Origin of the sequence: Bacillus sp. SH5-2, from assembly GCF_008368905.1 — a bacterium.
Lineage (GTDB): Bacteria > Bacillota > Bacilli > Bacillales > Bacillaceae_G > Bacillus_A > Bacillus_A luti.
Genome location: NZ_QOSD01000003.1, coordinates 1 through 22,743, shown reverse-complemented (window position 1 = coordinate 22,743; position 22,743 = coordinate 1). Strand labels below are relative to the sequence as shown.

Sequence of the window (22,743 nt, the reverse complement as noted above, 5' to 3'; positions counted from 1 at the left end):
AGTAGGTGAGCGATAAGGGAGCAATAATCCTACCAAGAGTGCCCGACATCCTAACATGAAAGATGAGGGTGAAAACGTACGCTGAACTTACACAAATATGAAGTGTAAGAACTAGAGGATAAAAAGCCTTTAGGATAACAAATTGTATCGAGCGATACTTCATAAAGATGAAGCGGTACTAACTGCCCGTCAATCTAATGCATTACGAGATGCGGGGATTTTAGGAACAACTGGATCAAGACCAACATTAAACCTTGAAAAAGATGGTCCATCACAAGGCAGTAGCGGGGGTGGCGGTGGAAGTTCATCAGGAACTACATTCGCACCGCAAATCGTTATTAATGTTAACGGTGGTGGAGATAGTGCGGATACAATTGCACAAAAAGCAAAAGAAGCAGCAAAGAAAGCATTAGAAGAGTTTTGGAATGACATGAATCTAGCAACATAGGTAGGTGGTTTTATGCCAAAAGCAAAGCTAGGTGACATTATTTTGGATACCGTTTATGACGAAAATCCAAAGTATGGTGTAAAAGTAACAGAGCACCCAATCGAGGGTGGAGAGTCAATTGCCGATCATGTAGAAAGAGAAACCGATAAGATGGACATAAGCGGTATTCTCACGGGGCCAGAAGCTTCAGCAAAATTAAGTAAGCTAATTCGCTATCAAAAGCAAGGCAAGATTATGGATTATGTATACCGTAACGGTGTGTATGGTGTTGTTATCGAAAGTTTCAACACCTCACACGGTGCGGAAATAAAAGGCGGTTTGAAATTCAGCATGACTTTAGTGTCAGTACGAATTGCTAAACCGTCTGTTTTAGCTGAAGGCATGCAAACAAAGGCTATATCTTCAGCAGGACGTAAACAACCTACAGGGTAGGTGGATATTATGCATATTGAAATTATAAAAGAAGAAATTCCATACCGTTTTGAAATGGAACTAGCAAAAGAATTATTTACATTTGAAGTCCATTACAATAAACGGTATGACTTTTTTACAATTGGAATCGAAAAAGATGGCCAGGTAATTGTAGTAGGTGAAAAGGTAGTGTTAGATTCACCTTTATTTTATGCATTAAACGATAAGCGACTTCCTAAAGTGACAATTACTCCTAAAGATAATAGCGGTAGCGAAACACGAATTACCTTTGAAAACTTAGGTGAGACTGTGCTATTAGAGATTGGGGGATTATTATGAGTATGTTATGGGGGCGCAAGTATGAAGCGGTTATTGGAAATACCATCTTTAAAAATGAAGATTTTACTATAAATTTTGATGTTCCATTTGATGATGGAGCTGATCCAAATATATCTGAAATTGAAATATACAATTTGAAAGATTCAACTATTAACAATATACAAGATAGGATGCCAGTCATATTAAATGCTGGTTATCAATCCGATGTAGGGGCTGTTTTAGTTGGATATGTAAGAAATCCACGTACGGAATGGAGTGGCGTGGATAAGATTACAAAAGTGAATGTCATTGATGTAAATGATAAATGGATGGAGCAATGGGTGGATAAAGCCTATGTAGAAAACATCACAGGGAAGCAGGTATTAAGTGACCTAATCAGCATGAGTGGTTTGCAGATTGGGTCTTTTATTTTGCCCACAAACGTTGTATATAAGAATGCTAAAACAGTGAAAACAATGCTTGGTCAGGCAATCGTTGAAGTAGCTAAAGATTGTGGAGCAAAAGTGCATGTGAATCGTGGAAGTATCTTTATTCGAGATAAATTTGATGGAGATAGAATTGGTTTTATCTTGGATAAAGAGCACGGATTAATTGGTACACCTTCACCAATCGAAACAAGTTATGAAGTGGGTATTGATGAGAACAAAAAGAAAATTGTAATGAATGGATACAAGGTAGTATCACTGCTCCATCATCGCATTACAACGGATAGTATTTTGCAAATTAAATCAAAAACAGCAAATGGTATATTTCGAGTAGAGAAAGGTCGTCATAAGAGTAACGGCAATACGTACTATACCGAAATGGAAGTGTATCCAGTATGAGAGAAGCGAATGATTTTTTTCGCCGATTTAAAGAAAAAATGATTGGTAGCTTAAATACATGTGCAATCGGAAAAATAGAAAACTATGATCCAGTAAAGCTAAAAGCCGATGTGAGGATATTACCAGGCGAAACATTAATTAAATCTGTTCCCGTTGGAATACAACAAACAGCAGGGTTTTTTATAAGAATGCCATATAAACGCGGAGATACCGTTCTAGTGGTGTTTGCGCAAAGGGAAATAGATAACATCATGTATGAAGCGAATAACCCCGCAAGTCAACGTATGCTCGCGGTAGATGATGCGGTTGTAGTATGTGGAATTAATCTTTTTACAAATAATTTACCTTCTGAGGATACAGACAAGCTTCTGATTGGCGAAAAGTCTGGTGGAGCAACAATTGCTATTGGTGAAGGGAAAATCATCATGAAAGGCATTGTTGAAGTAAATGGATCACAAATCGGATAAGGAGGAGGTATATGAAAAACTTATATATCAATCCTGCTACAAACGATATTGAGTTAGATGGACAGAATTCTTTCAAAATGGTGGAAGGTGATGACGAGCTAGTGCAAGCTGTAGCGGTAATTTTTAAAACCGCAAAGGGTTCATGGTTCTTAAATCCAAAAGGGCATGGTTTTGATCGTACTACAGTGCAAGCGAAACACTATGACAAGGACTTAGTTACTACAGCGTTATTCGAAGCGGCTTTTCAAGATGAACGAGTAGAAAATATACAAGATATCACATTTGATTATGATAAGGAACATCGTAAGCTTTCTGTCGATTTTAAATTCACGAAAAAAGGAACGGAAGAAGTGTTGGAAGGGAGGGTGTAATGCATGTTAACAGCTGAAGGGTTTGAGCGTAAACGGTATGCTGATTTTATTAAAGAGATGGAAGAACAAGCTCGTAAATTCTGGGGAAACGATGTGGATTTATCAGAGCGTGGTCCATTGGGATTATTTATTAAAAATATCGCTTTTGCAAGAGCAGAAGAGAATGAATTAGCAGAGTCGATTTATTATAGCGCGTTTTACTTTACGGCAGAAGGAGTAAGTTTGGATTATGTCGGGAAGAATCGTGGCTTAGAACGGTATAGAGCAACTGCTGCTATCGGTGTTGCACGATTCAAAGTGGAACCGGGTACCATCGTAAAACTAGGGACAATTATTGCTACGAAAAATGGAACCGAATTTGTGACTACAGAAGTCGGACGCGATGATTATCGAAACGGTGTAGTTGATGTAAAGATACAAGCAGCTATTCCAGGAATTATAGGTAATGTACAGGTTAACACCATTACTGAAATTATAACGCCATCGGTAGGGGTAAATAGCGTTACAAACGTAGAGCAAACACGTTATGGGCAAGAAGAAGAAACAGATTTAGAGTTTCGCAGAAGATATGCAAATTCTTTCTCGACTAGATCTTCAACGCCAGATGGCATCCGTGCAAGGTTGCTGCAAGATGTACCTGGTATTCGTACAGCGATTGTTTTTAGTAATACGGATGATGTTCCTGATTCTGAGGGACGACCACCAAATAGCATCGAATGTGTAGTGTACGGCGGAGATGATGATGTAATTGTTAAAACAATCTTAGCTGCAAAACCTGGTGGTATACGTGCATATGGGAAAAATCAATTCACGGTTAAGGATGAAGGTGGAAATGAGCATGTAATTGCTTTTAGTAGAGCAAGTGATCAACCAGTATATGTTCGTGTAACCGTATATCGTGATGGAGAATTCCCTGCACTAGCAATGGGTGAAAAAATGATTGAAACAGAAGTTATAAAATACATCGGTGGTCTTGATGCGAATGGAGTTAGATACACTGGTTTAGGAATGGGAGACGCGATTGTTACAGGGAAAATCGCAGCAAATGTTTTTGCAAATGTAGTTGGTGTGAAAGATTGTATAGTAGAACTCTCAAAAGATGGTGGCTCAACATGGACAAGTTCCAATATAGGTATCGGTCGTTTTGAAATTCCAAATACTGACTTTAATAAGGTTGTGGTCAACTTTGTCTGATGTATATAAAAAGATAATGAGTCGAATAACCGATAATTATAATCGTAATGAAAATAGTAATATCTCAAAAATGATGAAGCTTGCAGCGAACCACATACAAGAAAATGAAGAGTTACTGCAGCAAATAAGCGAGTGGCGTGATATTGATCAGGCCGAAGGAGTAACGCTTGATTACATGGGGCGAAACATTGGACAGGATCGTATGGGGTTTGATGATGCTACGTTTCGTGTTCTGCTAAAATCGCGTATCATTCGGAATAACTCGGATGGGTCGATTCCAACTATTTTGAAATTCTTGTCATTTATTTTAGGGGTAGATAAGCAGTATATAAAAATACAAGAGAAATGGAGAACAGGACGACCAGTTGGGATGTATATCGAAATTGATATAGAGTATGCCATTGCTATTGGTATTCCATTAGAGGAATTCGGATATATCGTCAATTCTCTCGTAGTTGGTGGCGTACATGTTGATTTGCATTACATTGGGTCATTTATGTTCTCTGACTATATAGACAAGGTGCAAGATGAGGATAAGGAACATGGTTTTCAAACGATGGGACTTGTATCGGGCGATGCTTATAACCGTGGGGAGTTTAGATTTGGCTCAATTGATGAAGAGGTGCAAGAAAAAAGGGGGCTATCTAGCACTGATACGGAACGAGGTGGGCGATTCGGGGGTTATTTTAAGATTAATGGATTTAAAGACGATACAAAAGATGCATTATTACCTTGGTAAAGGAGAGTAATATGATGGCAGAATTTAAAAAGAGCCTCCCTATATGGAACGCCACTGGAGTTGAACCACCACTCTCCAAAGCGGAAAGAGGATGGAAAGTAGACGAACGCCCACCAGCAGATTATATGAACTACTTGCAAAATAGAACGTATGAAGCAATTAAGGAATTACAAGAGAATGCAGTGCATAAAGAAACGATCGGAAGTATTCAAAGCGATATAAATACAGCTAAACAAGGTGTAGAAGAGAATACCAATCGAATAAAGATTTTACAAGAGCAAATCACTACAGGTGGAAGTGGAGTCTTATCCTATAATACTTTATCCGAATTGCAAAGTGCTTTTCCAAATGGTAGTGATAAACCAGTTTGGATTGTATCTGAAAACAGTTGGTATTATTGGGAAGGTACGAGTGCACCAGATACCAAACCGCCAAACATAACTGCTTCTCCTAATGGTGGCACATTCTCCAGTTCGCAAAGTGTGACATTAATAGCAGATGAAGCAGCGACTATTTACTATACATTAGATGGGAGCACACCTACAACGGGTAGTGCTATTTATAATGCGCCTATTACTATTAGTACCACTAAAACATTGAAATTTTTCGGGAAAGATTCAGCAGGGAATGTTAGTGCTGTACAAACTTTATTATTTACCATTAATACAGGTGGTGGAGATACTACGCCACCAATTGTAACTGCAAATCCAGTTGCAGGAACTTACACTAGCACACAATTAGTTGCTTTATCAGCAAATGAAACAGCAACTATATATTACACGCTTGATGGTAGTACACCGACAGTGAATAGTGCAGTGTATACATCACCTATTTCCGTAGCTAACTCACTTACACTCAAGTATTTGGGTAAAGATACTGCTGGTAATATCAGTTCTGTACAAACGGCTGTTTATACGATTAATAAAGAAACAACACCAGGAACAGTTCTTTTTGAAGATACATTCAACCGTCCAGATAGCCCAACTTTAGGAGTATCAGATAGCGGGCATACATGGACTAACTATACTAGTGTTAATGGTACAGTTTTACTGGGGATTAGAAATAATATGGCATATTCTTCAGGTGGAACATATGCTAATGCCCTTAATAAATTCAGAAGATTTACAACAAAAATCATTCCGACAAATAATTTTGTAATTGAATCACAAACAAGGTCATTACCATCGGGTTCTGGTGATTCTATGGCTATTTGTATAAGAATGGCGTCCGATGATGCGGATATGTTATATCTATTAAAGCCCGTTTTAGGATTACCTACGAGTAAATACTCTCTAGTCAAGATACCTAAGGGGGGGAATGCCTCCACAATAGTAACCGGCACTTCTTTTGTAGGAGAGAATGACGCAATTAAAATTGAAAACTATTCGGACGGGTTAATTAAAGTATTTGTAAACGATGTATTAGAACTAACGGCGACCGATACATTTGCAATGCTACCTACTACAACGGTAGGAATCGGCGTTAACGCTAACATTGTCGGACTTGGATTCGATAACTTTAAAGTAACTGCTCTTTAATTATAGATAGGGGGAATATATATGGCATGGAAAAAAGGTAGCGGCGGAACAGGAGCAACTGGACCACAAGGACCAATGGGACCAATGGGACCACAAGGACCGGCAGGACCACAAGGACCGAAAGGGGAGTCGGGAAGCGGCGGGACGGGTGGCGGTGGAAACGTAGCGTCTATTTATGAATATTATATACCGGATGCAGAAACAGGGGCACACATCGCCGGCGGTCGCGTGTATAGAGGTTGGACAGTAGAACAATATTATGCTGAATTCGACCGTATGGTGACGGATTTTCCTAAGTACGTGAAAAAAGAAACAGCGCCATATAAAGATATGTCAGGAACTTATGATTTACACCGTTGGATTTTTACACCGGAAGATGGATATGACAAAACTATTTACATCGGTGCAGGTGTGCACGGATCTGAAATGGCGGCAAAATGTACTATAACTAGGATATGTCAATTAGTGACGGAAGAATGGGAGAAGAAACCTCACCTTGCCTATTTGAGAAAAAGGGTTCGAATGGTTATCATTCCAGTCATTAACCCGTGGGGACACGCTCATAATACCCTGGTGAATTCAAATGATTCTGCAAACGGTGGAAACGGGGTTGGTGTTAACTGTAACCGTAACTATGACGGTTTTTGGTTTGGTCCAGTCACTTCTATAGGTGCGGATCATAACGGTTCGGGTCCATTTTCAGAGAACGAAACAAAATGGGTACGTGATACAATCCTTGCATACGGGCCGGAAAATTTTCATTATGCGTTTGATTTTCATGATAGTGCAACAGCTTCGGTACAAGGTGATTTTTGGATTAACTATAATACATTTCATAAAACAGCATTGCAACAAACGCGTCCTTTGGTTTGGTATCTAGCAAAGAAATACATTACGGACAGACCACCGTTTATATGGCATGACAAGGACACGACGACTTCGGGTGTATTTCCAGTTTGGGCAGGACGTACAATGGGAATACCGGCAAGTACGGTGGAGGGTTCGTATGAGGGAATTGGAACAACGTTTGACGGACCTTTCATGACTAAAATGATAGATATATATTTAAATGCAATCTTAGTTAATACGATCGCAAACCATAAAGCGCCAATACTCAAAAGTAATAAAAAATGGTTCGAATTAGAATGGTGGAAAGCCGGTGGAGAGTGGGCATTTAATCAGGGTAATGATTTTAATAGAATTATTCCTATGTGGGATGGTTTAGCAACTAAGTATTCGAAGTACATGAAAAAAAGTTCAACCTCTGTAACGAGTTCCGACGGAAAAGCCGTACATCATTATATTTTAGCGCCGCAAAGGGGATATAAAAAGACCGTTCTTATTGTCGGGGGACGTACCGAACCGAACAAAGAGCCATTTAATTTTTCAATCGCTATGTTAAGACTAGCTGAGTTGTTATGTAAATATGCGAATCACGATGAACACCTACTTTATTTAAAAGAAAACGTGAGAATCGTATTCGTTCCATATTTAGAGCATACGACCAAATATCTTAATTCAGCTGGTAATTTTGCAGCAGATGGAACGCCTACATTATCCCAGGTCAACATCTCGAATATTGTGAGTATCATGGATACGATTGGAACAATTGACGGAGTGATCTATCAGCGTGAATTAAACAAAACGGATATATACGCAGCAACGACAGACGACTCTTTTGTCCTCCCGGTCCAGGATACGACAGATCGAGCTTATGTTGAGAGCTATGTCGATTATTTATCCGAAAAGGGCCTAGTCGCGGAGTTACTAAAAAACGAGACGAATTCATTTGGTAACTATGTATTCAATAAGCGTGGAATCAATTGTGTTCGAATCGATACAGGACTAGATCACAAAATGTATGAGTTTAAAAAGTATCAATTCGATGATCAATTCACAGACACAGCTGTCTCTGTAGATACTTATTTGAAATATAATCACGAGATTGCAAGAAGAGTAAATAATATTGTAAACATCATTAAGCTGATGATAAAAGAGTAGCTAGAAGGAAGCTGCTCTTTTATTTTTGAATTCAAGGAGGGTTTGTATGGTTAATTTTGTAAAACAACTACCCGAATGGAAAAGTAAAGGTGTGGAACCACCAACAGATTTGAAAGATACAGGATGGAAAGCAGCTCAGAGACCCCCGGCTGCTTATTTTGATTGGTTCTTTAATCGAACGTATGAAGCGTTAAAAGAATTGCAGGAAGGGGCGGCGCAGAAGGTTACACTTGGTGATTTGCTCACTTTAAAAACGCTTAGTAAAGATACGATTGTGGCAGCTATTAATGAAATTAAAACGCAACTTGATAAGGACTTATCTCCAAGTCGTGATGGAGTAAACGTAATTTTAAAGGATGTAGGTGCTTACTTCACTACGGATAATGTGGAAGCTGCCCTACAGCAAGTAGGACTTAGCTTAAAAAACACAAGTCAAAGCATTACTACATTAACGCAAAACCTAACTGCGTTATCTGAAAAACAAACTCAAGATATTACTACGTTATCTACTAAACAAACTGAAGATGCTGATGCGCTGAATAAAAAAATAACAGCGAATACAACGAATATCACTGATTTGACAACGAAAACAACGGAAAATACAAAAAAAATAAATGATCAGTCAGAATCGTTGAGTAAATACAAGTCTAACAAAGATGATTTAGGGATTTTTAAAACAATCGAGTGGAAAACAAAGAGTGGATCGTTAAGAATAAAATCCGTTCTTTCTAATCCGGATGCAGATGGTACTTATCAAAAGCAAACGGTAACGAAATACGCAGACGATGGTGTTACTGTTAAGTCAACGGATGTGTATACATTAGTTCCCGATATAGACGGAGATATTGCAAATGAGGTGTTGCTGTAATGCCATATTTAGAAGATCACGGAATAGGTGCAGCAGGAAGTAAAGGTATAGAGCTGATACCTAAAGGTTATAGTACCCCGAGACTAGTTGGACAAGGCGCATTTATAGCATATCGTTTAGGTGTAGGGCAGACAGTGGCCTACCTAAGAAGAGATTATAATTTGTGCGATAGTATTGATATTGCCACAGGCACAAAGATTGCTACTACTACGACAGTGAATTTTCCGTTTATTCTTTGTGACGAAAACGATGATTTAATATATAACTGCGCTTATACTAATGGCACTCGGTTTGCAGCGTATGATAAAAGATTCGCTAAAGTTTGGGAATGTACAGAGTTAGCGAATTTTAATGGCAGTGCATTGCTCACAAAAGACTATATTTTTGCTAACTACGATAAAGGTGTCGTTAAAATCGATAGACGTACAGGGGCTGTTATAACGAAAAAAGATATAGTAGACCGATTAAACGTGGATAAAGGTGTATGGGGATGTAACGAAAATCAAAATCAAATTGTATTTATGAATTCAATTGGCATATCTATTATTTTGAATGCAAACGATTTGTCGGTTATAAAGCAATTTGACACATCAGAACTCTTTGTAACTGGCAGCGAATATATGTATGGGATAGGTATTTTAAATGGTATATTACATGTTTTTCAAAGAGGGCTATCTGGTACGAAAATACACCATTCAGGATTTGATTTAACTCAAACCAGTTTCGGATTGAAGGATAGATTATTTAATTATTTCATGCCAGGGTTTATGAAACAAGACGAAACATTACCGCAAACTGTGCAAACTTATAATAAATCGATTGTCGTAACAGCAACCGGAATGTTGCACATCATTCAATATAAAAATGGTGTAATGAAAAATATATCTTTAGCAGATAGTAAAAATTATTATTTACAAGCAAATAAACGTTTATATTTGAATTTCGATGGTATGGACAAGTTAACGCATTACGGGAAAATAATACAGTAGGAGGTTTATTCATGGCCATTCTATTTTTAGGTGAACCAGATGCAAATGGAATTGCAGTTGTCAGCTCGATTGTATATCAAAGTAAATATCTAGATGAAGAAACGAAAGCTCAAGGAATAGAAGTTAGTAATGTTCCACCTCTAACTGATCCTGTAGGGAAATTGATGGTGTTACGTTATAACATCATGTTAAGTGAGTTTGTGGTGGAGTATATTGACCGACCGATTGAACCCGAAAATATAAATACTGAACAAAAGTAAACGTGCAGAAATGCAGGTTTTTTTATTTTGGAAAGGAGAGGAACAATGGATCGTATTGATGTAATGAGTAAATCATTTGTAGTGTTTTTTGGAGGTTTTTGTGGGTACTTCTTCGGAGGGTGGGATGCTGTTTTGAAGGTTCTAGTGATTTTAGCGCTAATCGACTATCTAACAGGCATGATTGCAGCAGGATATAATGGCGAATTAAAAAGTAAAGTTGGTTTCAAAGGCATCGCTAAAAAAGTGGTGCTTTTTTTATTGGTTGGAGTAGCTGCACAAGTAGATGCTGCAATCGGTAGCAATAGTGCTATTCGTGAAGCGACAATCTTCTTCTTTATCGGAAATGAGTTACTTTCGCTTTTAGAAAATGCAGGACGTATGGGGATTCCTTTACCTTCAGCATTAACGAATGCGGTTGAAATTTTAGGTGGCAAACAAAAACAAGAAGAGAAAAAAGGAGATGTTGAATAATGAGAGTATCGAGTCATAGAGGACATAACGAGATTGTGCCCGGAGCTAACTATGGTAATCGTAAAGAACACCTTTTAGGAGATCAAACTAATGGAGACTTTATTAAGAAGTTACGTGCATTAGGTCATTCTGTAGAAGACGATACAGACAATGTGGGTCGCACAAAGAACGCCGTTGTAGGTAACCAAGTTAGGAATATCAACGACAGACCGAATGATGTAGGATTTGCCTGGCATAATAATGCCTCTGATGGTGATGGTCACGGAGTAGAAGTTCTCTGTTATTCTGAAAAGGAAGCACCTATGGCAGCGCGTATTTCAGCGGAGATTGCAAAGCGTACTGGATGGAAAGACCGTAGAGCTAAGGTACGTCCGGATGTTGGAGTAATTCGTTCGAGTAACTGTCCATTTTTCCTCATTGAAGCAGGATTTATAGATAACGATGGAGACATGGCTAAATGGAATGTGGACGCGATTACCTCAGCGGTAATCTTTGCCTACTTTGGACAAGAATGTGGAGGAACAAGCCCAAGTGTCGCGCCTACTCAGCCAACTAAACATAACATTATCCAAACAGGTGCTTTTTCACCGTATGAAACGCCTGATGCTATGGGAGCATTAACTTCTTTAAAAATGACAGCTACATTCATTTTACAATCTAATGGACTAACGTATTTTGTTACTGAACCAACTAGTGGTACACAATTAAATGGTATGAAAGACTGGCTAAATAAAAAAGGCTGGTATTACGAAGAGAAGTAAAAATAAGAGCCGTCATTTGACGGCTTTTTTTATTTATTCAATATTAAACGGGGTCAACTGGACTAAACTGCCTGTTCAATACCGTATTCCCTTGCTGAATCACACCCGCAAAGTTTATGCCCCATGTGTTTATAGTAACTGGGGAGTGAGGGTCTTGTGGTGATGCAGGGTCGCCTGGGGAGTAAGGGTCTGCTGGACGCGTCACCCGAACTACGTACGTAGGGTCTTGCGGTCGTGCCGGGTCACCGGGGAAAAACACTCTTACACTAAACAGTTGCCGTGGTGGAATCGTAAATGTTACTGGACCAACAAACGGATTTACGCCTTCAGGCTCACAATAGATACATCCCCCGTTACCATTCCGCACAGTATCATCTGAACCTCCATTATCATCGTTAATTAACTCCCCACAAAGATATCCATAAGAAGGGTACACGTCACCATCGCAAGTATCTTGATAATTCTGTACCGCTATAGTTACAGCTTGCGGTTCGTCTGTTTGATTGAACGCAGATACTTGTACGAAGTCGGTATTTGCATTACGGAATAAAGGACCGGATGTGTACGTTTGGTAGCGAGGTTCACAATGACAATCACAGTCGCATTTACGGTGGTGGTTACGCTTCTTTCTATAACACTTATGTGAACGATCATAATAATAATTTGACATATTAATTACGTACCTCCTTTCGTTTTAGTACATGCTATTCGGAGAGGAGGCGGAGGGATTGGACCATATAGTAAGTAACCGTAAAGCAAGCCGCCTCTGTAAAAGGAGGCGGCTTTTTTTATGTAGTAGCCTATACACTGAACATCAAGTATCTTTTATGTTTAATCGGAAATTTAATTGTCGAAATAAATATATTTGTACTCATCAACTCTTCGTAGTTTTCTTTGTAATACTAAGTTGTTATATTCTGCAATCCATTCGAGGTCTTCATGGAAGTCTTCCATAAGATCTTTATGTTCTCTCCATAAGAATTTCAGTTGAGATTCCCATCTTTTTTTAGTATACCCAGGCTCCATACTCATATGGGTTTTATTGTCTAAATAATCTCGTATGTCTTCAGTGCTAATAATTACTTCTTTTAACCCTGAAGAGGTAGTGCGAAAGAATGTCCGATAATTAATGTTTGAATCTGTTTTATAGTCTAACCAACAGTCTTCAAAAACAGGGAAATTTTTGTTATGTGGTAATTCTATAAATCCATAATACTCATTATGTTTTGTGTGTTTACATAAATCCTCTTCGTTATATTTTATTTTGTTATTAAACCCTAAACTTCCTAAGAATTTAAAAACTAGATACATAATAATACAAATTGGGCCTAATAACACTATTAAAGAAAACAAACCTGCTAATGCTGCTCCATTTGCTCCATGCATAAATCTTATATCTCCTTTCGTAGTTCTGCATTATATAATTTACCACATTTTTCATAAAAAAGTCTTCTAAAAGAACACAAGTTCGTATATAATAAGAACAAATGTTCTATTAAATTAGGAGTGATTACTTTGTACGATTATTCTCTTTTTCCTAAACGGATTATATTATGCGTCGATTTACGTAGCTTTTACGCGTCCGTCAGTTGTATCAAAAGAGGATTAGATCCGAGGTATACAAAACTTGCCGTAGTAGGAGACGTGAATCGTAGCGGTTCGATCGTTTTAGCAGCAACTCCGCCACTTAAAGCGCTAGGGGTTAAGAAGATGGCTCGATTATATGAAATACCGAAAAGGCCGGACATACTTATCGTTAATCCAATCATGCATACATATATTAAATGTTCGAACTACATTACGAAACTAGCGTTACAATACGTGGCACCCGAAGACTTCCATCAGTATTCCATAGACGAATTCTTTATAGATATGACGGCTTCTTTACATTTATTTGCGGATACCCCTTATGAATTTGCGTTGAAGCTAAAATATGAAATATACGATAAGACTCGTATCGAATGTACTATCGGCATTGGTCCGAATTTACTAATGAGCAAGGTAGCGATGGACATCGAAGCGAAGAAGAACGCTAACGGAATAGCACAGTGGACATATGACGATATACCCGAGAAGTTATGGAGTATTAGACCGCTCAGTAAATTTTGGGGTATATCGTATAAAACGGAAACGAAGTTAAACCGGAAAGGTATACATACGATAGGTGACTTGGCGAATTATCCGCTGAAATACCTGAAGCAGAATTTCGGTGTGATCGGTGAGGAGCTCCATTTACATAGTAACGGCATAGATTTCAGTCGTATATCGGAAAAGCATGTACCAGCGGAAACTTCTATCGCTAAAAGTCAGATACTATTACGTGATTATACGATAGATGAATTTCCCATTATTTTGTTAGAACATATCGAGGAAGTTTGTTATCGATTGCGACGACAACATAAACTCGCTCAAACCGTCTATTTTTCCGTTGGATATAGTAAAGGTTACGGTGGGGGCAGAGGTATACGAAAATCACATACGTTAAGTCGACCGACTAATCTAACGATGGATATCTATAACGTTTGTACATATTATTTACATACACTATATACTGGCGAACCGATTAGGTCAGTCAGTATATCATTAACGAATTTAGTAAGCGAAGGGGAAGAACAGATTTCGCTATTTGATAACGTAGTACAACGTGAGAAAGAAATGCGACTAACACAGGTCATGGATGAAATCCGTACTAAGTTTGGTAAGAATAGCATATTACGGGGCGTTTCCTATACGAAAAATGCAACCGCGAGATATCGAAATACATTACTAGGGGGACACAAGTCATGAATAATACAAAACACGCTAATATGCCGAAGGGGAGGGGGATGGTAAAGTGGACTCCGTTTGCAAGCATGCCGGAGCAATTCGCAGGTATTCGAGAGATTATTAAGGAGAACGCGAAAGTACCTAGACCTATCGTTACAAAGGACGCACAAGAACGAATTGAAAATCGATTGCTCATTTCGTTACTAGGCGAAGAGGAGTTACTTATTACATATTACGAGGACGGTTACATACTTACAAATTACTTTACCATTGTGGATATCGATCCTTTAGAAAAGGTTATTATCTGTACGGACGCTTTTCGGAATAAACATACATTTAAATTTATCAATATTATTGACGTAGAGTAAACGTACACTAAAATCCTTTATACTAGCTTAACGATGACTTAACGCTACCCTGGTAAACTTAGTTGTGTAATTATTACATAACGACAAAGGAGCCGAAATATGACACGCCCCCTATACGAAATATCAATGTCAGGTTACGAAGAACTAAAGTGGTATCCTATCGAAGTGAAGCGAGGAAAGCAGACGTTTCATTTTGAAGTATATCGTTCAGGTAATGAACTATCCGTATTTTACATCGATGAATTAGGAAGGAAACGTGCGGTAACAAGTACGGAGGAGTTAACATTGATGTTGGTAGTCGACGAAGAAAAGAAGCGATTTAGGAAATTCGTAGGTAATTCTGAATGGATATTGTTAGACGGGGTGTGTGCCGATAGAGGGATGACGAAAGAAGAAATAGCTGCTTATTTATATGTGAAGGCGCATGTGCTGGAAGATATGGAAGAGAAATGAATGCAAAAAGAAAACCGCCTTAATTATATTTGATGATAAAGATAATTCTTTTTGTTCTTTATATTTATATGATATGATTTTTGGGTAAATAAAAAAGCAGGGATGGTTATACAGTATGGGATTGGATATAAGCTCTTTGAAAGATTTTTTTCCATTCGGCAGCGCTATGTTGGGTGCTATAACAGGTGGATGTATTACATACAGCTTATCGAGAATAAAAGAAAAAAAAGAAATCACTAAGAAGCAATTAGAATCTTTATTTGAGTTGCAGAAAATTAACTATAAGTTGCTTAGTAGCTTCACAGATTGTCTAATGATATTAGACAGGTATGTTTTATTGCCTACAAAAATAGAAGATTACGATGGGGATAAAGCGGCTAGAAGAATAGTGGAATGTTCGAACGAGTTAGCTGATTTGTATGTGGCGTCACTAAGCCACGCTGTACATATTAATAAAGATATATTTAAACTTGTCAAACAAGTACATGATGATACAAGGTTCCTTTTTGTGAAAATCCAAAAATCAAATATAAACGAAGTGAGGGGCATAGTAAAGACGTATTCTCATGAAAATAGAGGTGCATTAAGTACCGCTATAAGTCACATAACCCTGTTACAAAATACTTTAATGCAAATGGAAGCAGAGTATGTGAATCGGTATATTCAATGAAAATTGTATAATTATTTTTTAAAAATTTAGTGCCGACTCTTTTGGAGTCGGCTTTTTTATTTATTCCGTATTAAACGGGGTCTGTTGGGCTAAACGGCTCAGTTGGAATAAACTGCCCGTTCAACACAGTATTCCCTTGCTGAATTATCCCCACAAAGTTAATGCCCCATGTGTTTATAGTAACTGGGGAGTGAGGGTCAGCTGGAATAACAGGGTCTGTTGGTTTCGTCACCCGAACTACGTATAAAGGGTCAGTTGGTTGATGCGGGTCAGTGGGGTGAAACACCCTTACGCTAAACAACTGTCGTGGTGGAATCGTAAATGTAACGGGTCCAACAAATGGAGTTACTCCTTCAGGCTCACAATAGATGCATCCTCCGTTGCCATTCCTATTGCTCAATTCATCATCTGAACCACCGTTATCATCGTTAATTAACTCTCCACAAAGATATCCATAAGAAGGGTATACATCACCATCGCAAGTATCTTAATAATTCTGTACCGCTATAGTTACAGTTTGCGGTTCGTCTGTTTGATTGAACGCAGATACTTGTACGAAGTCGGTATTTGCATTACGGAATAAAGGTCCAGATGTGTACGTTTGGTAGCGAGGTTCATAATGCCATTCACAGTCGCATTTACGGTGGTGGTTACGCTTCTTTCTGTAACACTTATGTGAACGGTCATAATAATAGTTTGACATATTAATCACACAGCTCCTTTTTAGTACATGCTATGCGAAGTATAAGAGGGAGGATTGGACAATAAATGGTAGATGTGTTGAAAGTGAAAAGGGAGAGTGAATAGAAAAGACACCCTAAGGTGCCTTCCTCCGACTTCATAACTACAATTTATGTAGTGGAGTATCATGTTAATTTTTCATGAATATAATGTGCGTTCTGACTATTTATTGGACAAGCGGGGATAAGCATACAAGAAAAAATGTTGCCTTTGCATTATATGTAATAAATATAATAAGTAAAGGAGTTTGACTGTTTATGTCATCCAATTATAGAAAACACTTCAACCATTGTGATATGCCTTGCGCATTTCCAGTTCCTATTCCAGGAGATCAAGGAATTACAGGGTCAACAGGACCAACGGGACCAACAGGACCAACAGGACCAACAGGACCTACTGGAATTGGAACACCAGGACCTACCGGGCCTACTGGGATTGGAACACCAGGACCTACTGGACCTACTGGGCCTACTGGGCCTACTGGGCCTACTGGGCCTACTGGACCTACTGGGCTACAATCAGCATTTAGAGCAAATAAAATTGATAATCAAGCGTACAATACTGCTAATACTTTTGTTACTGTCACCTTTACAAATGAACAATTCGATTTACGAAATGAATATAATGGCGTTACAACATTTATTCCTAGAGAAAATGGAGTATACCAAATTAATGCCGAAGTTCTTTTTTTGCCTACAGATACAGATACACTATATAGCTTTGATATGGCAATAATCGTAAACGATGGCATCTTTAATGCAGCGGTTGCTGCTGATTTTATCCAAAACATTACCGGCTCAGTTCAGACTTCAACGTCCGCTATATATGGTTTAACATCATTAAGTATTGTGACTGTCATTTTTCGCGCTTCTACAACTGGTACATTAACATTTTTTTCCGGTACTAGAGCATCCCATTTTGATGCAGCAAGATTCCCTTCTCCATAAAATATTTTTCTAGTCATTCGTATTTCATATCATCTCAAATTTATTATGCGATATGCTAAATAGAGAGATTAGATAAAAAACGTTAATACGAATAAGATATTAGACAAGTATTACGAGGAATGAAAAAAGACGCTAAAATAATTGCGTCTTTTTTATTGTTATTATTATTCAAATCTATATTTTATCGATTTAAATAATCTGTAAGGAAGTCCTCGGCTTCTTTCTTTATTTCTTCCGGAGTCATTTGGTCTATTGGCTTGTAATTTCCATATTTATCATAGTTGGCTGAATCTTTTTTAGGGTCATAAGTAGGCGGTGGTATTTGTTCCTTAGGTGCAGCAGGTTCTTCTTTTTTGGGTGTTGTTGTTTTTGGTATTGAATTTGGTGCGCTTGGTGTAGTGATTTGTTTTCCATCAATTTCGCGTAATAAAGGGAAAAGTTCTGTGTATTTTCTTGCAGATTGTTTCATCAAATCATGGCCCTTTTGAAACGCATTTACATCCCTATACGCTAAGGCGTCTTTCATAATAAAAGATGCATCTAAGAATCCTTGCATTGCTTCTACCATCGTACTATGTAGCTTGCTGTACTTATTAGGTGCGTTAATCGACATCATATCATTGGATACTATTTCGAATCCTCTTAAAATATTAATTATTTCTTTTCTCCATTCTTCATTATCCATTTGTATAGATCCTGAATTTACAGTTTTTAAGTACGCAGTTGTATACGGATCGATATCATTAAATGACTTGTCGAGTTTTGTTCTATATTCAGAATCGGATAAGACTTCTTTTTTATCGTTTGTATTACTAGCGGTTGTTTCAATTGAACTTGATTCTTCTTCCTTTTTAACAGTATTATTTTCACAGCCAACCGTTAAAATTCCAAGAATAGAAGTAATAAGTAATAGTTTCTTCACACACATCACCCCTAATTTTATTTATGTCAGAGAGTAAAATAAAAGCACTCTTTCGAGTGCCTTCAACTATTCAACTTTAAGTTTAATTTCTTTTCCAGCTATACCACCACGAGCTTTTAATACTAACCCTTGTACGTCTTTAGGCACATCAAATACGATTTTACCTGTTTGTGATAGTCCAGGATTTAGTTTTTCTAACAAGAATTTAGAATTACCGCCATTTGCTACATTCAGCTTAATTTGAGCAGCAGAATTACTTGAAAACTCACGTCCTTGGTTATCCTCTAATTTAAAGCTATTACTACTTAATGTGATGGCATCTTTTTGGTTATTCGTAAGTGTTAGTTCCACGACTTTAAAAACCCCTTGAGCTTTTTCATTAATGTGCTCTGTTCCCACCGATTCTAAAGTTTCAACGGATCCAACAGCAATTTTAACGTTGGAGGATTCACCTTCTTTAGAAAGCTCTTTAGGTTCCTCTTTTTTAGCTTCTTTTTCTTTCTTCGGAACATCTTTTTTTGTTTCTTGTTTCGGGTCAGTAGATGCTTTTTCTTTTGGATCATTACTACCATCAACGACTGCAGCAATAAAAATAATAACTACGATTGCTATTACTCCTAAACACCCAAACTTAAAAATTTTCACCGAATATCCCCCTAGATATGTATTGGTAACGCAATATAGATTATATCAAATTATTCGGAATATTTTACAAAAAGTTACTAAATAAAAAGATTTTTGTAAGAAAAAAGCCAACTCATAAAAGAGAGTTAGCTTCATGAATTCATCATATGAATGAGCTTATCGCCATCGATTAACTCAATATTTTTATCCGCGGCGTATTGCCTTGCATTCTTATTGAAATTGCTTAGTGTAACGAAATATCCTCCAACAGCCTCCGCATCTACAATAGCGCTATGAAGCTTCTGAATAAACGGTCTTCCGATGGAGTTTTTTGTATAGCGTTTTACTTCAACGAATTTCATTTCTTGCCCTTTATAAAGAATGATGTCTTTCCCGCCATCGTTAGAACCAGAAGTTACTTGGACCGTATAACCGAGAGTGCGAAAGAAATCAGCTACAAAGTATTCGAATTCCCGCGGATCCATTACTTCTAAATTTTTACGAGTTGCATTTTGTCTAATTCGTTCAGTCCTAATTTCTTCAGGTGTTACTTCTGGACCTTTTGTTATTGCACCGATTAGAAAAACAATTACAAGCAATGCTATTGCCCAAATCATGCAATTCACCTCAGTATGAGTATGTCCAAATAGTGTTTATTCTATTTCTTCCTCGGTCCATATTTTTTCTACAGGTAATTCCAAAACTTTTGCAATACGATACGCAACTGGGAGTGTAGGAGTAGCCCCTTTAATTAGGTTTGTCATGGTTGAATTGGAAATTGAAGCTTCTTTAGCAATGAAGCTATACTTAATGCCTTTACTATCTAAAATTTCTTTTAAGTGACTTTGCATAATACTTTTACCCCCTTACAAAAAAAGTACTAGGTCTTTATGTTATTTTTTCGCTTGGACAGGCAAAATCCTTCTTTCTACGTCATATACCTTTATCAAGACCACGAGGAATACCAAGTGGAATCGAGGACACCAAGAAGGGAGAGGGCGCATATGCGTTGGCAATATTCACATTTAAACGAAACACCTTACCTGTATTCATCAAAGGAATTGAGAACTATGTATAAGAGTTCAAGTGGTAAGAAAGAAACAAACGCCATCGTGGACCACATGGAAAGACATGAGGTTTTTAACAATCGTGAGTATAAAGGATATTACCGTTTATCGAACGATATTATGGATGATTTATGTGAAGATAACGATGAAATATTAGAGTGGGGAGATCTCATCAATGAGTATCAACCGATTATGACAGCGAAGGGATTACAACTCATTCGAAAAGAGGGATTCAAATGACAATCGTAGGAGAAGTGATGGTTGTATGGACGGCAACTGGCTTGTCAGTAATTACGATGAAAGTCGCGGAGAAAATGGGGCAGAGTGTTCCACATTGGCTTCCACGTATGACCATGTACACAACGCTTACAGGCTCGTTCTTGTATCTTCTACGTTATGTTCTTTTCGCGTTTCTATAAGGGAACACCAACCTGGAATTACAGGACATTTACTTGTCGTTGAGATAAAGCATGTACGGGAGTCTTCCAAAAATAAGGGATATATACCCTTATAAAGGGTATATGGGGAGTGGAGAAAATGATTGAATTATTACTCGTTCCAGCTGCAGGTTTGACGGTGGCATTATTCGGTGAAAAGTTCAAAAGAAAAAATGATGATAAACGAAAGATACAAGTGTTTTTTGAAGTAGCAGGTATTGCGATTAAAAGAAACAACTCGGAAAAATTACAATACCCGAAGTTCCAAAAGCAAATAGAGGATGATCGTAGTACGACTTATGTATATACCTTGCCACTTGGTATGCCAAGTAAAATTATTCAAAAGGTTGAGGACGTTGTTTCTGAAGGATTAAATAAACCAGTACGTATTCAGTACGATAATTATAAATTGAACATTCGTGTATTCCGCAGAGAGATACCGAAGAACTGGTCATGGTCAATGGATTTAGTAACGAAAGGGAAATGGCGTATTCCAGTTGGCCAGAGTTTAGAAACAATTGTTTACCACGATTTTGATGAAACACCGCACATGGCTGTAGGAGGATTAATTCGTATGGGGAAAACAGTCTTCCTTAAAAATATGTTTGCTTCCTTATCATTAGCGAATCCAGATCATGCTCATTTTTATTTAATTGATTTAAAAGAAGAAGGACTCGAATTTAGCGAATATAAGAAACTGAAACAAGTTGAACAGATCGCAGAAACATCAGAGCAAGCACATGGCATGCTCTTAAAAGTAATGGAGAAAATGCATGAACGTGGGAAGTACATGAAAGAACGTGGCATCAAGAATATTGTTCACACGAAAGAAAAGGACCGGTATTTCATTGTAGTGGATGAGGGAGCAGTACTCGCACCTGCAAAAGGGCTACCGAGAGTTCATAATAAAATGTTGGAAGAGTGCCAATACATGCTTAGTCACATTGCGCGTGTAGGTGGAGCACTTGGGTTTCGTATTGTCTTCTGTACGCAATATCCAACAGGAGATACATTGCCAAGGGTAGTCAAACAGATGGCGAATGCAAAACTTGGTTTCCGTTTGCCGACCCGTACTGCATCAGAAGTTGTCATTGATCAGTCCGGATTAGAGCAATTACCATCTATTCCAGGAAGAGCTATATATATGAAGGAAAACTTCACCGTATTGCAAGTGCCGTATATCGATGACAAGGTCATGTGGAAACATCTAAAAGAATATGAGGTGGAAAAACATGAACATCCAGAGCCACATGAAAATCAATCGTCAGATGGCGATACTTGCGACGATTAGAAATCTTCAGTTTGCTACAAGAAGACATTTGATGAGTGTGCATGATATGGGTGGTATCCGAAACGCAAACCGTATTATGGGAGATTTAAAACCATACATGAGTAAAACGATGCAAGGGAAAGAATACGTGTATTACCTCAATAAAGAAGGTCACGCCATGTTCGGTGATGATGGAAAAGTAGTATCGAGAGGAAAACTAGCTCATGCACTTTTACGGAATGAAGCGTGGTTACATTTATTTTGTCCTGATGATTGGCAGATAGAAACGAATATACGTTATATAAAGAACAAGGAAAAAAAGAAAATTATTCCTGATGTGAAGTTTCGCGATGAAGAAGGAATACTTCATGCAGTTGAGATAGATCGCTCACAGAAAATGAAAGTGAATGAAGAGAAGTTGAAAAAATATGAAGAACTTACACAAATTTATAAACAGAAGCATAACGGGAAAATGCCAGTGATTCATTTTTTTACGGTGACAAAATACAGAGAGAAGAAATTAGAAGAGTTAGCAGCTAAGTATGACGCGTTTGTGAAGGTGTATGTGATTACAATTATATAAGAGCGAAATAAAAAAGAACAGTCCTTCTGTAGTGACATATAGCGTTACAACTCTTTAGAAAACAATTCTAGTTCATCAAAAATCGATAGGTTCATATCAAAAACGCCATCCTTTCCTATGATTCTACAGAAAGAATAACGTTTTTTTCGTTTTATGGATACAATTTCTCTTTAGCTTGATGGTGATGTGGCGAGACCCCACATCCATCAACTTA

The 22,743-nt window shown here is 37.9% G+C and carries 32 protein-coding genes; 24 read left to right on the top strand and 8 right to left on the bottom strand.

The features are described 5' to 3' along the window. Nucleotides 1–142 precede the first annotated feature (142 nt). From DN410_RS02885 to DN410_RS02815, 15 genes are read left to right on the top strand one after another with little or no spacing between them, the layout of a single operon-like run. Complete coding sequence (locus DN410_RS02885; protein ID WP_149175257.1) at nucleotides 143–448, top strand: hypothetical protein; 306 nt, start codon at nucleotides 143–145, stop codon at nucleotides 446–448. Between the two features lie 12 nt (nucleotides 449–460). After that, on the top strand, nucleotides 461–880 hold the full coding sequence (locus tag DN410_RS02880) for a phage baseplate protein (RefSeq protein ID WP_149175256.1): 420 nt from the start codon (nucleotides 461–463) through the stop codon (nucleotides 878–880). 9 nt (nucleotides 881–889) lie between these two features. Continuing rightward, nucleotides 890–1,198 (top strand): phage baseplate plug family protein, encoded by a 309-nt coding sequence (locus DN410_RS02875; RefSeq protein WP_149175255.1) that lies wholly within the window; start codon nucleotides 890–892, stop codon nucleotides 1,196–1,198. Beyond that, nucleotides 1,195–2,022 carry a phage protein gene (locus tag DN410_RS02870; protein ID WP_149175254.1) on the top strand — a complete coding sequence of 276 codons (828 nt, stop codon included), beginning with the start codon at nucleotides 1,195–1,197 and terminating at the stop codon, nucleotides 2,020–2,022. Before DN410_RS02875 ends, DN410_RS02870 begins: the two co-directional genes overlap by 4 nt. Further along, nucleotides 2,019–2,489 carry a Gp138 family membrane-puncturing spike protein gene (locus DN410_RS02865; RefSeq protein ID WP_149175253.1) on the top strand — a complete coding sequence of 157 codons (471 nt, stop codon included), beginning with the start codon at nucleotides 2,019–2,021 and terminating at the stop codon, nucleotides 2,487–2,489. Before DN410_RS02870 ends, DN410_RS02865 begins: the two co-directional genes overlap by 4 nt. Nucleotides 2,490–2,500: 11 nt before the next feature. After that, nucleotides 2,501–2,860 (top strand): contractile injection system sheath initiator, encoded by a 360-nt coding sequence (locus DN410_RS02860; protein ID WP_149175252.1) that lies wholly within the window; start codon nucleotides 2,501–2,503, stop codon nucleotides 2,858–2,860. 3 nt (nucleotides 2,861–2,863) lie between these two features. Continuing rightward, nucleotides 2,864–4,054 carry a baseplate J/gp47 family protein gene (locus DN410_RS02855; RefSeq protein WP_149175251.1) on the top strand — a complete coding sequence of 397 codons (1,191 nt, stop codon included), beginning with the start codon at nucleotides 2,864–2,866 and terminating at the stop codon, nucleotides 4,052–4,054. Between the two features lie 16 nt (nucleotides 4,055–4,070). Beyond that, on the top strand, nucleotides 4,071–4,793 hold the full coding sequence (locus tag DN410_RS02850) for a baseplate wedge 1 family protein (RefSeq protein WP_218947454.1): 723 nt from the start codon (nucleotides 4,071–4,073) through the stop codon (nucleotides 4,791–4,793). Between the two features lie 14 nt (nucleotides 4,794–4,807). Then, the gene (locus DN410_RS02845; protein ID WP_149175249.1) at nucleotides 4,808–6,331 is read left to right on the top strand and encodes a chitobiase/beta-hexosaminidase C-terminal domain-containing protein; all 1,524 of its coding nucleotides are present in this window, start codon (nucleotides 4,808–4,810) and stop codon (nucleotides 6,329–6,331) included. Nucleotides 6,332–6,352: 21 nt separating this feature from the next. Further along, the gene (locus DN410_RS02840) at nucleotides 6,353–8,332 is read left to right on the top strand and encodes a M14 family zinc carboxypeptidase (protein ID WP_149175248.1); all 1,980 of its coding nucleotides are present in this window, start codon (nucleotides 6,353–6,355) and stop codon (nucleotides 8,330–8,332) included. 46 nt (nucleotides 8,333–8,378) lie between these two features. After that, nucleotides 8,379–9,200, top strand: coding sequence for a hypothetical protein (locus DN410_RS02835; protein WP_149175247.1), 822 nt, complete (start codon nucleotides 8,379–8,381; stop codon nucleotides 9,198–9,200). Further along, on the top strand, nucleotides 9,200–10,189 hold the full coding sequence (locus tag DN410_RS02830) for a hypothetical protein (RefSeq protein ID WP_149175246.1): 990 nt from the start codon (nucleotides 9,200–9,202) through the stop codon (nucleotides 10,187–10,189). Before DN410_RS02835 ends, DN410_RS02830 begins: the two co-directional genes overlap by 1 nt. An 11-nt stretch (nucleotides 10,190–10,200) precedes the next feature. Then, on the top strand, nucleotides 10,201–10,449 hold the full coding sequence (locus tag DN410_RS02825; RefSeq protein WP_149175245.1) for a hypothetical protein: 249 nt from the start codon (nucleotides 10,201–10,203) through the stop codon (nucleotides 10,447–10,449). A gap of 45 nt (nucleotides 10,450–10,494) precedes the next feature. After that, nucleotides 10,495–10,920, top strand: a complete 426-nt coding sequence (locus DN410_RS02820) for a phage holin family protein (RefSeq protein ID WP_149175244.1) — start codon at nucleotides 10,495–10,497, stop codon at nucleotides 10,918–10,920. Then, nucleotides 10,920–11,681 carry an N-acetylmuramoyl-L-alanine amidase gene (locus DN410_RS02815; protein ID WP_149175243.1) on the top strand — a complete coding sequence of 254 codons (762 nt, stop codon included), beginning with the start codon at nucleotides 10,920–10,922 and terminating at the stop codon, nucleotides 11,679–11,681. The genes DN410_RS02820 and DN410_RS02815 overlap by 1 nt, the downstream gene beginning before the upstream one ends. Nucleotides 11,682–11,724: 43 nt before the next feature. On the opposite strand, the gene DN410_RS02810 is transcribed toward DN410_RS02815, so the two are convergent. Both DN410_RS02810 and DN410_RS02805 read right to left on the bottom strand, forming a co-directional pair. Next, nucleotides 11,725–12,351, bottom strand: a complete 627-nt coding sequence (locus DN410_RS02810; RefSeq protein WP_149175242.1) for a sodium:proton exchanger — start codon at nucleotides 12,349–12,351, stop codon at nucleotides 11,725–11,727. Nucleotides 12,352–12,524: 173 nt separating this feature from the next. Continuing rightward, entirely contained in the window at nucleotides 12,525–13,067 is a 543-nt protein-coding gene (locus tag DN410_RS02805; protein WP_149175241.1) for a hypothetical protein, read from the bottom strand. Between the two features lie 129 nt (nucleotides 13,068–13,196). Here DN410_RS02805 and DN410_RS02800 point away from each other — a divergent pair, with 129 nt between their 5' ends. The 4 genes from DN410_RS02800 (at nucleotide 13,197) to DN410_RS02785 (ending at nucleotide 15,938) form a co-directional block, all read left to right on the top strand. Beyond that, nucleotides 13,197–14,468 carry a Y-family DNA polymerase gene (locus DN410_RS02800; protein ID WP_149175240.1) on the top strand — a complete coding sequence of 424 codons (1,272 nt, stop codon included), beginning with the start codon at nucleotides 13,197–13,199 and terminating at the stop codon, nucleotides 14,466–14,468. After that, nucleotides 14,465–14,815 carry a YolD-like family protein gene (locus DN410_RS02795; RefSeq protein ID WP_149175239.1) on the top strand — a complete coding sequence of 117 codons (351 nt, stop codon included), beginning with the start codon at nucleotides 14,465–14,467 and terminating at the stop codon, nucleotides 14,813–14,815. Before DN410_RS02800 ends, DN410_RS02795 begins: the two co-directional genes overlap by 4 nt. 99 nt (nucleotides 14,816–14,914) lie before the next feature. After that, entirely contained in the window at nucleotides 14,915–15,268 is a 354-nt protein-coding gene (locus tag DN410_RS02790) for a hypothetical protein (protein WP_255446639.1), read from the top strand. 115 nt (nucleotides 15,269–15,383) lie between these two features. Beyond that, complete coding sequence (locus DN410_RS02785) at nucleotides 15,384–15,938, top strand: hypothetical protein (RefSeq protein ID WP_149175238.1); 555 nt, start codon at nucleotides 15,384–15,386, stop codon at nucleotides 15,936–15,938. Between the two features lie 70 nt (nucleotides 15,939–16,008). On the opposite strand, the gene DN410_RS02780 is transcribed toward DN410_RS02785, so the two are convergent. Both DN410_RS02780 and DN410_RS02775 read right to left on the bottom strand, forming a co-directional pair. Then, the gene (locus tag DN410_RS02780; RefSeq protein WP_149175237.1) at nucleotides 16,009–16,338 is read right to left on the bottom strand and encodes a hypothetical protein; all 330 of its coding nucleotides are present in this window, start codon (nucleotides 16,336–16,338) and stop codon (nucleotides 16,009–16,011) included. An 87-nt stretch (nucleotides 16,339–16,425) separates the two neighbouring features. Continuing rightward, nucleotides 16,426–16,641: a hypothetical protein gene (locus tag DN410_RS02775; RefSeq protein ID WP_179958564.1), complete on the bottom strand. Its 216-nt coding sequence runs from the start codon at nucleotides 16,639–16,641 to the stop codon at nucleotides 16,426–16,428. A gap of 295 nt (nucleotides 16,642–16,936) precedes the next feature. Here DN410_RS02775 and DN410_RS27795 point away from each other — a divergent pair, with 295 nt between their 5' ends. Then, nucleotides 16,937–17,626 carry a hypothetical protein gene (locus tag DN410_RS27795; RefSeq protein ID WP_179958563.1) on the top strand — a complete coding sequence of 230 codons (690 nt, stop codon included), beginning with the start codon at nucleotides 16,937–16,939 and terminating at the stop codon, nucleotides 17,624–17,626. Nucleotides 17,627–17,807: 181 nt separating this feature from the next. Here DN410_RS27795 and DN410_RS02765 read toward each other — a convergent pair whose 3' ends face one another. From DN410_RS02765 to DN410_RS02750, 4 genes are all read right to left on the bottom strand, one after another. Next, nucleotides 17,808–18,548, bottom strand: a complete 741-nt coding sequence (locus tag DN410_RS02765) for a hypothetical protein (protein ID WP_149175235.1) — start codon at nucleotides 18,546–18,548, stop codon at nucleotides 17,808–17,810. Between the two features lie 66 nt (nucleotides 18,549–18,614). After that, on the bottom strand, nucleotides 18,615–19,193 hold the full coding sequence (locus tag DN410_RS02760; protein WP_149175234.1) for a DUF4352 domain-containing protein: 579 nt from the start codon (nucleotides 19,191–19,193) through the stop codon (nucleotides 18,615–18,617). Nucleotides 19,194–19,324: 131 nt separating this feature from the next. Continuing rightward, nucleotides 19,325–19,789, bottom strand: coding sequence for a restriction endonuclease (locus DN410_RS02755; RefSeq protein ID WP_149175233.1), 465 nt, complete (start codon nucleotides 19,787–19,789; stop codon nucleotides 19,325–19,327). A 36-nt stretch (nucleotides 19,790–19,825) separates the two neighbouring features. Continuing rightward, complete coding sequence (locus DN410_RS02750) at nucleotides 19,826–20,023, bottom strand: helix-turn-helix transcriptional regulator (RefSeq protein WP_149175232.1); 198 nt, start codon at nucleotides 20,021–20,023, stop codon at nucleotides 19,826–19,828. A 153-nt stretch (nucleotides 20,024–20,176) separates the two neighbouring features. On the opposite strand from DN410_RS02750, the gene DN410_RS02745 reads away from it, so the two are divergent. The 4 genes from DN410_RS02745 to DN410_RS02730 all read left to right on the top strand — a co-directional run bounded on the left by DN410_RS02745 (nucleotide 20,177) and on the right by DN410_RS02730 (nucleotide 22,529). Further along, a complete protein-coding gene (locus DN410_RS02745) occupies nucleotides 20,177–20,479 on the top strand; it encodes a hypothetical protein (RefSeq protein ID WP_149175231.1) in 303 nt (100 codons plus the stop codon). After that, nucleotides 20,476–20,658: a hypothetical protein gene (locus tag DN410_RS02740; protein ID WP_149175230.1), complete on the top strand. Its 183-nt coding sequence runs from the start codon at nucleotides 20,476–20,478 to the stop codon at nucleotides 20,656–20,658. Before DN410_RS02745 ends, DN410_RS02740 begins: the two co-directional genes overlap by 4 nt. A 118-nt stretch (nucleotides 20,659–20,776) precedes the next feature. Continuing rightward, the gene (locus DN410_RS02735; RefSeq protein ID WP_149175229.1) at nucleotides 20,777–21,967 is read left to right on the top strand and encodes an FtsK/SpoIIIE domain-containing protein; all 1,191 of its coding nucleotides are present in this window, start codon (nucleotides 20,777–20,779) and stop codon (nucleotides 21,965–21,967) included. A 31-nt stretch (nucleotides 21,968–21,998) separates the two neighbouring features. After that, nucleotides 21,999–22,529, top strand: a complete 531-nt coding sequence (locus DN410_RS02730) for a replication-relaxation family protein (RefSeq protein WP_255446648.1) — start codon at nucleotides 21,999–22,001, stop codon at nucleotides 22,527–22,529. The last annotated feature ends 214 nt before the right edge of the window (nucleotides 22,530–22,743 follow it).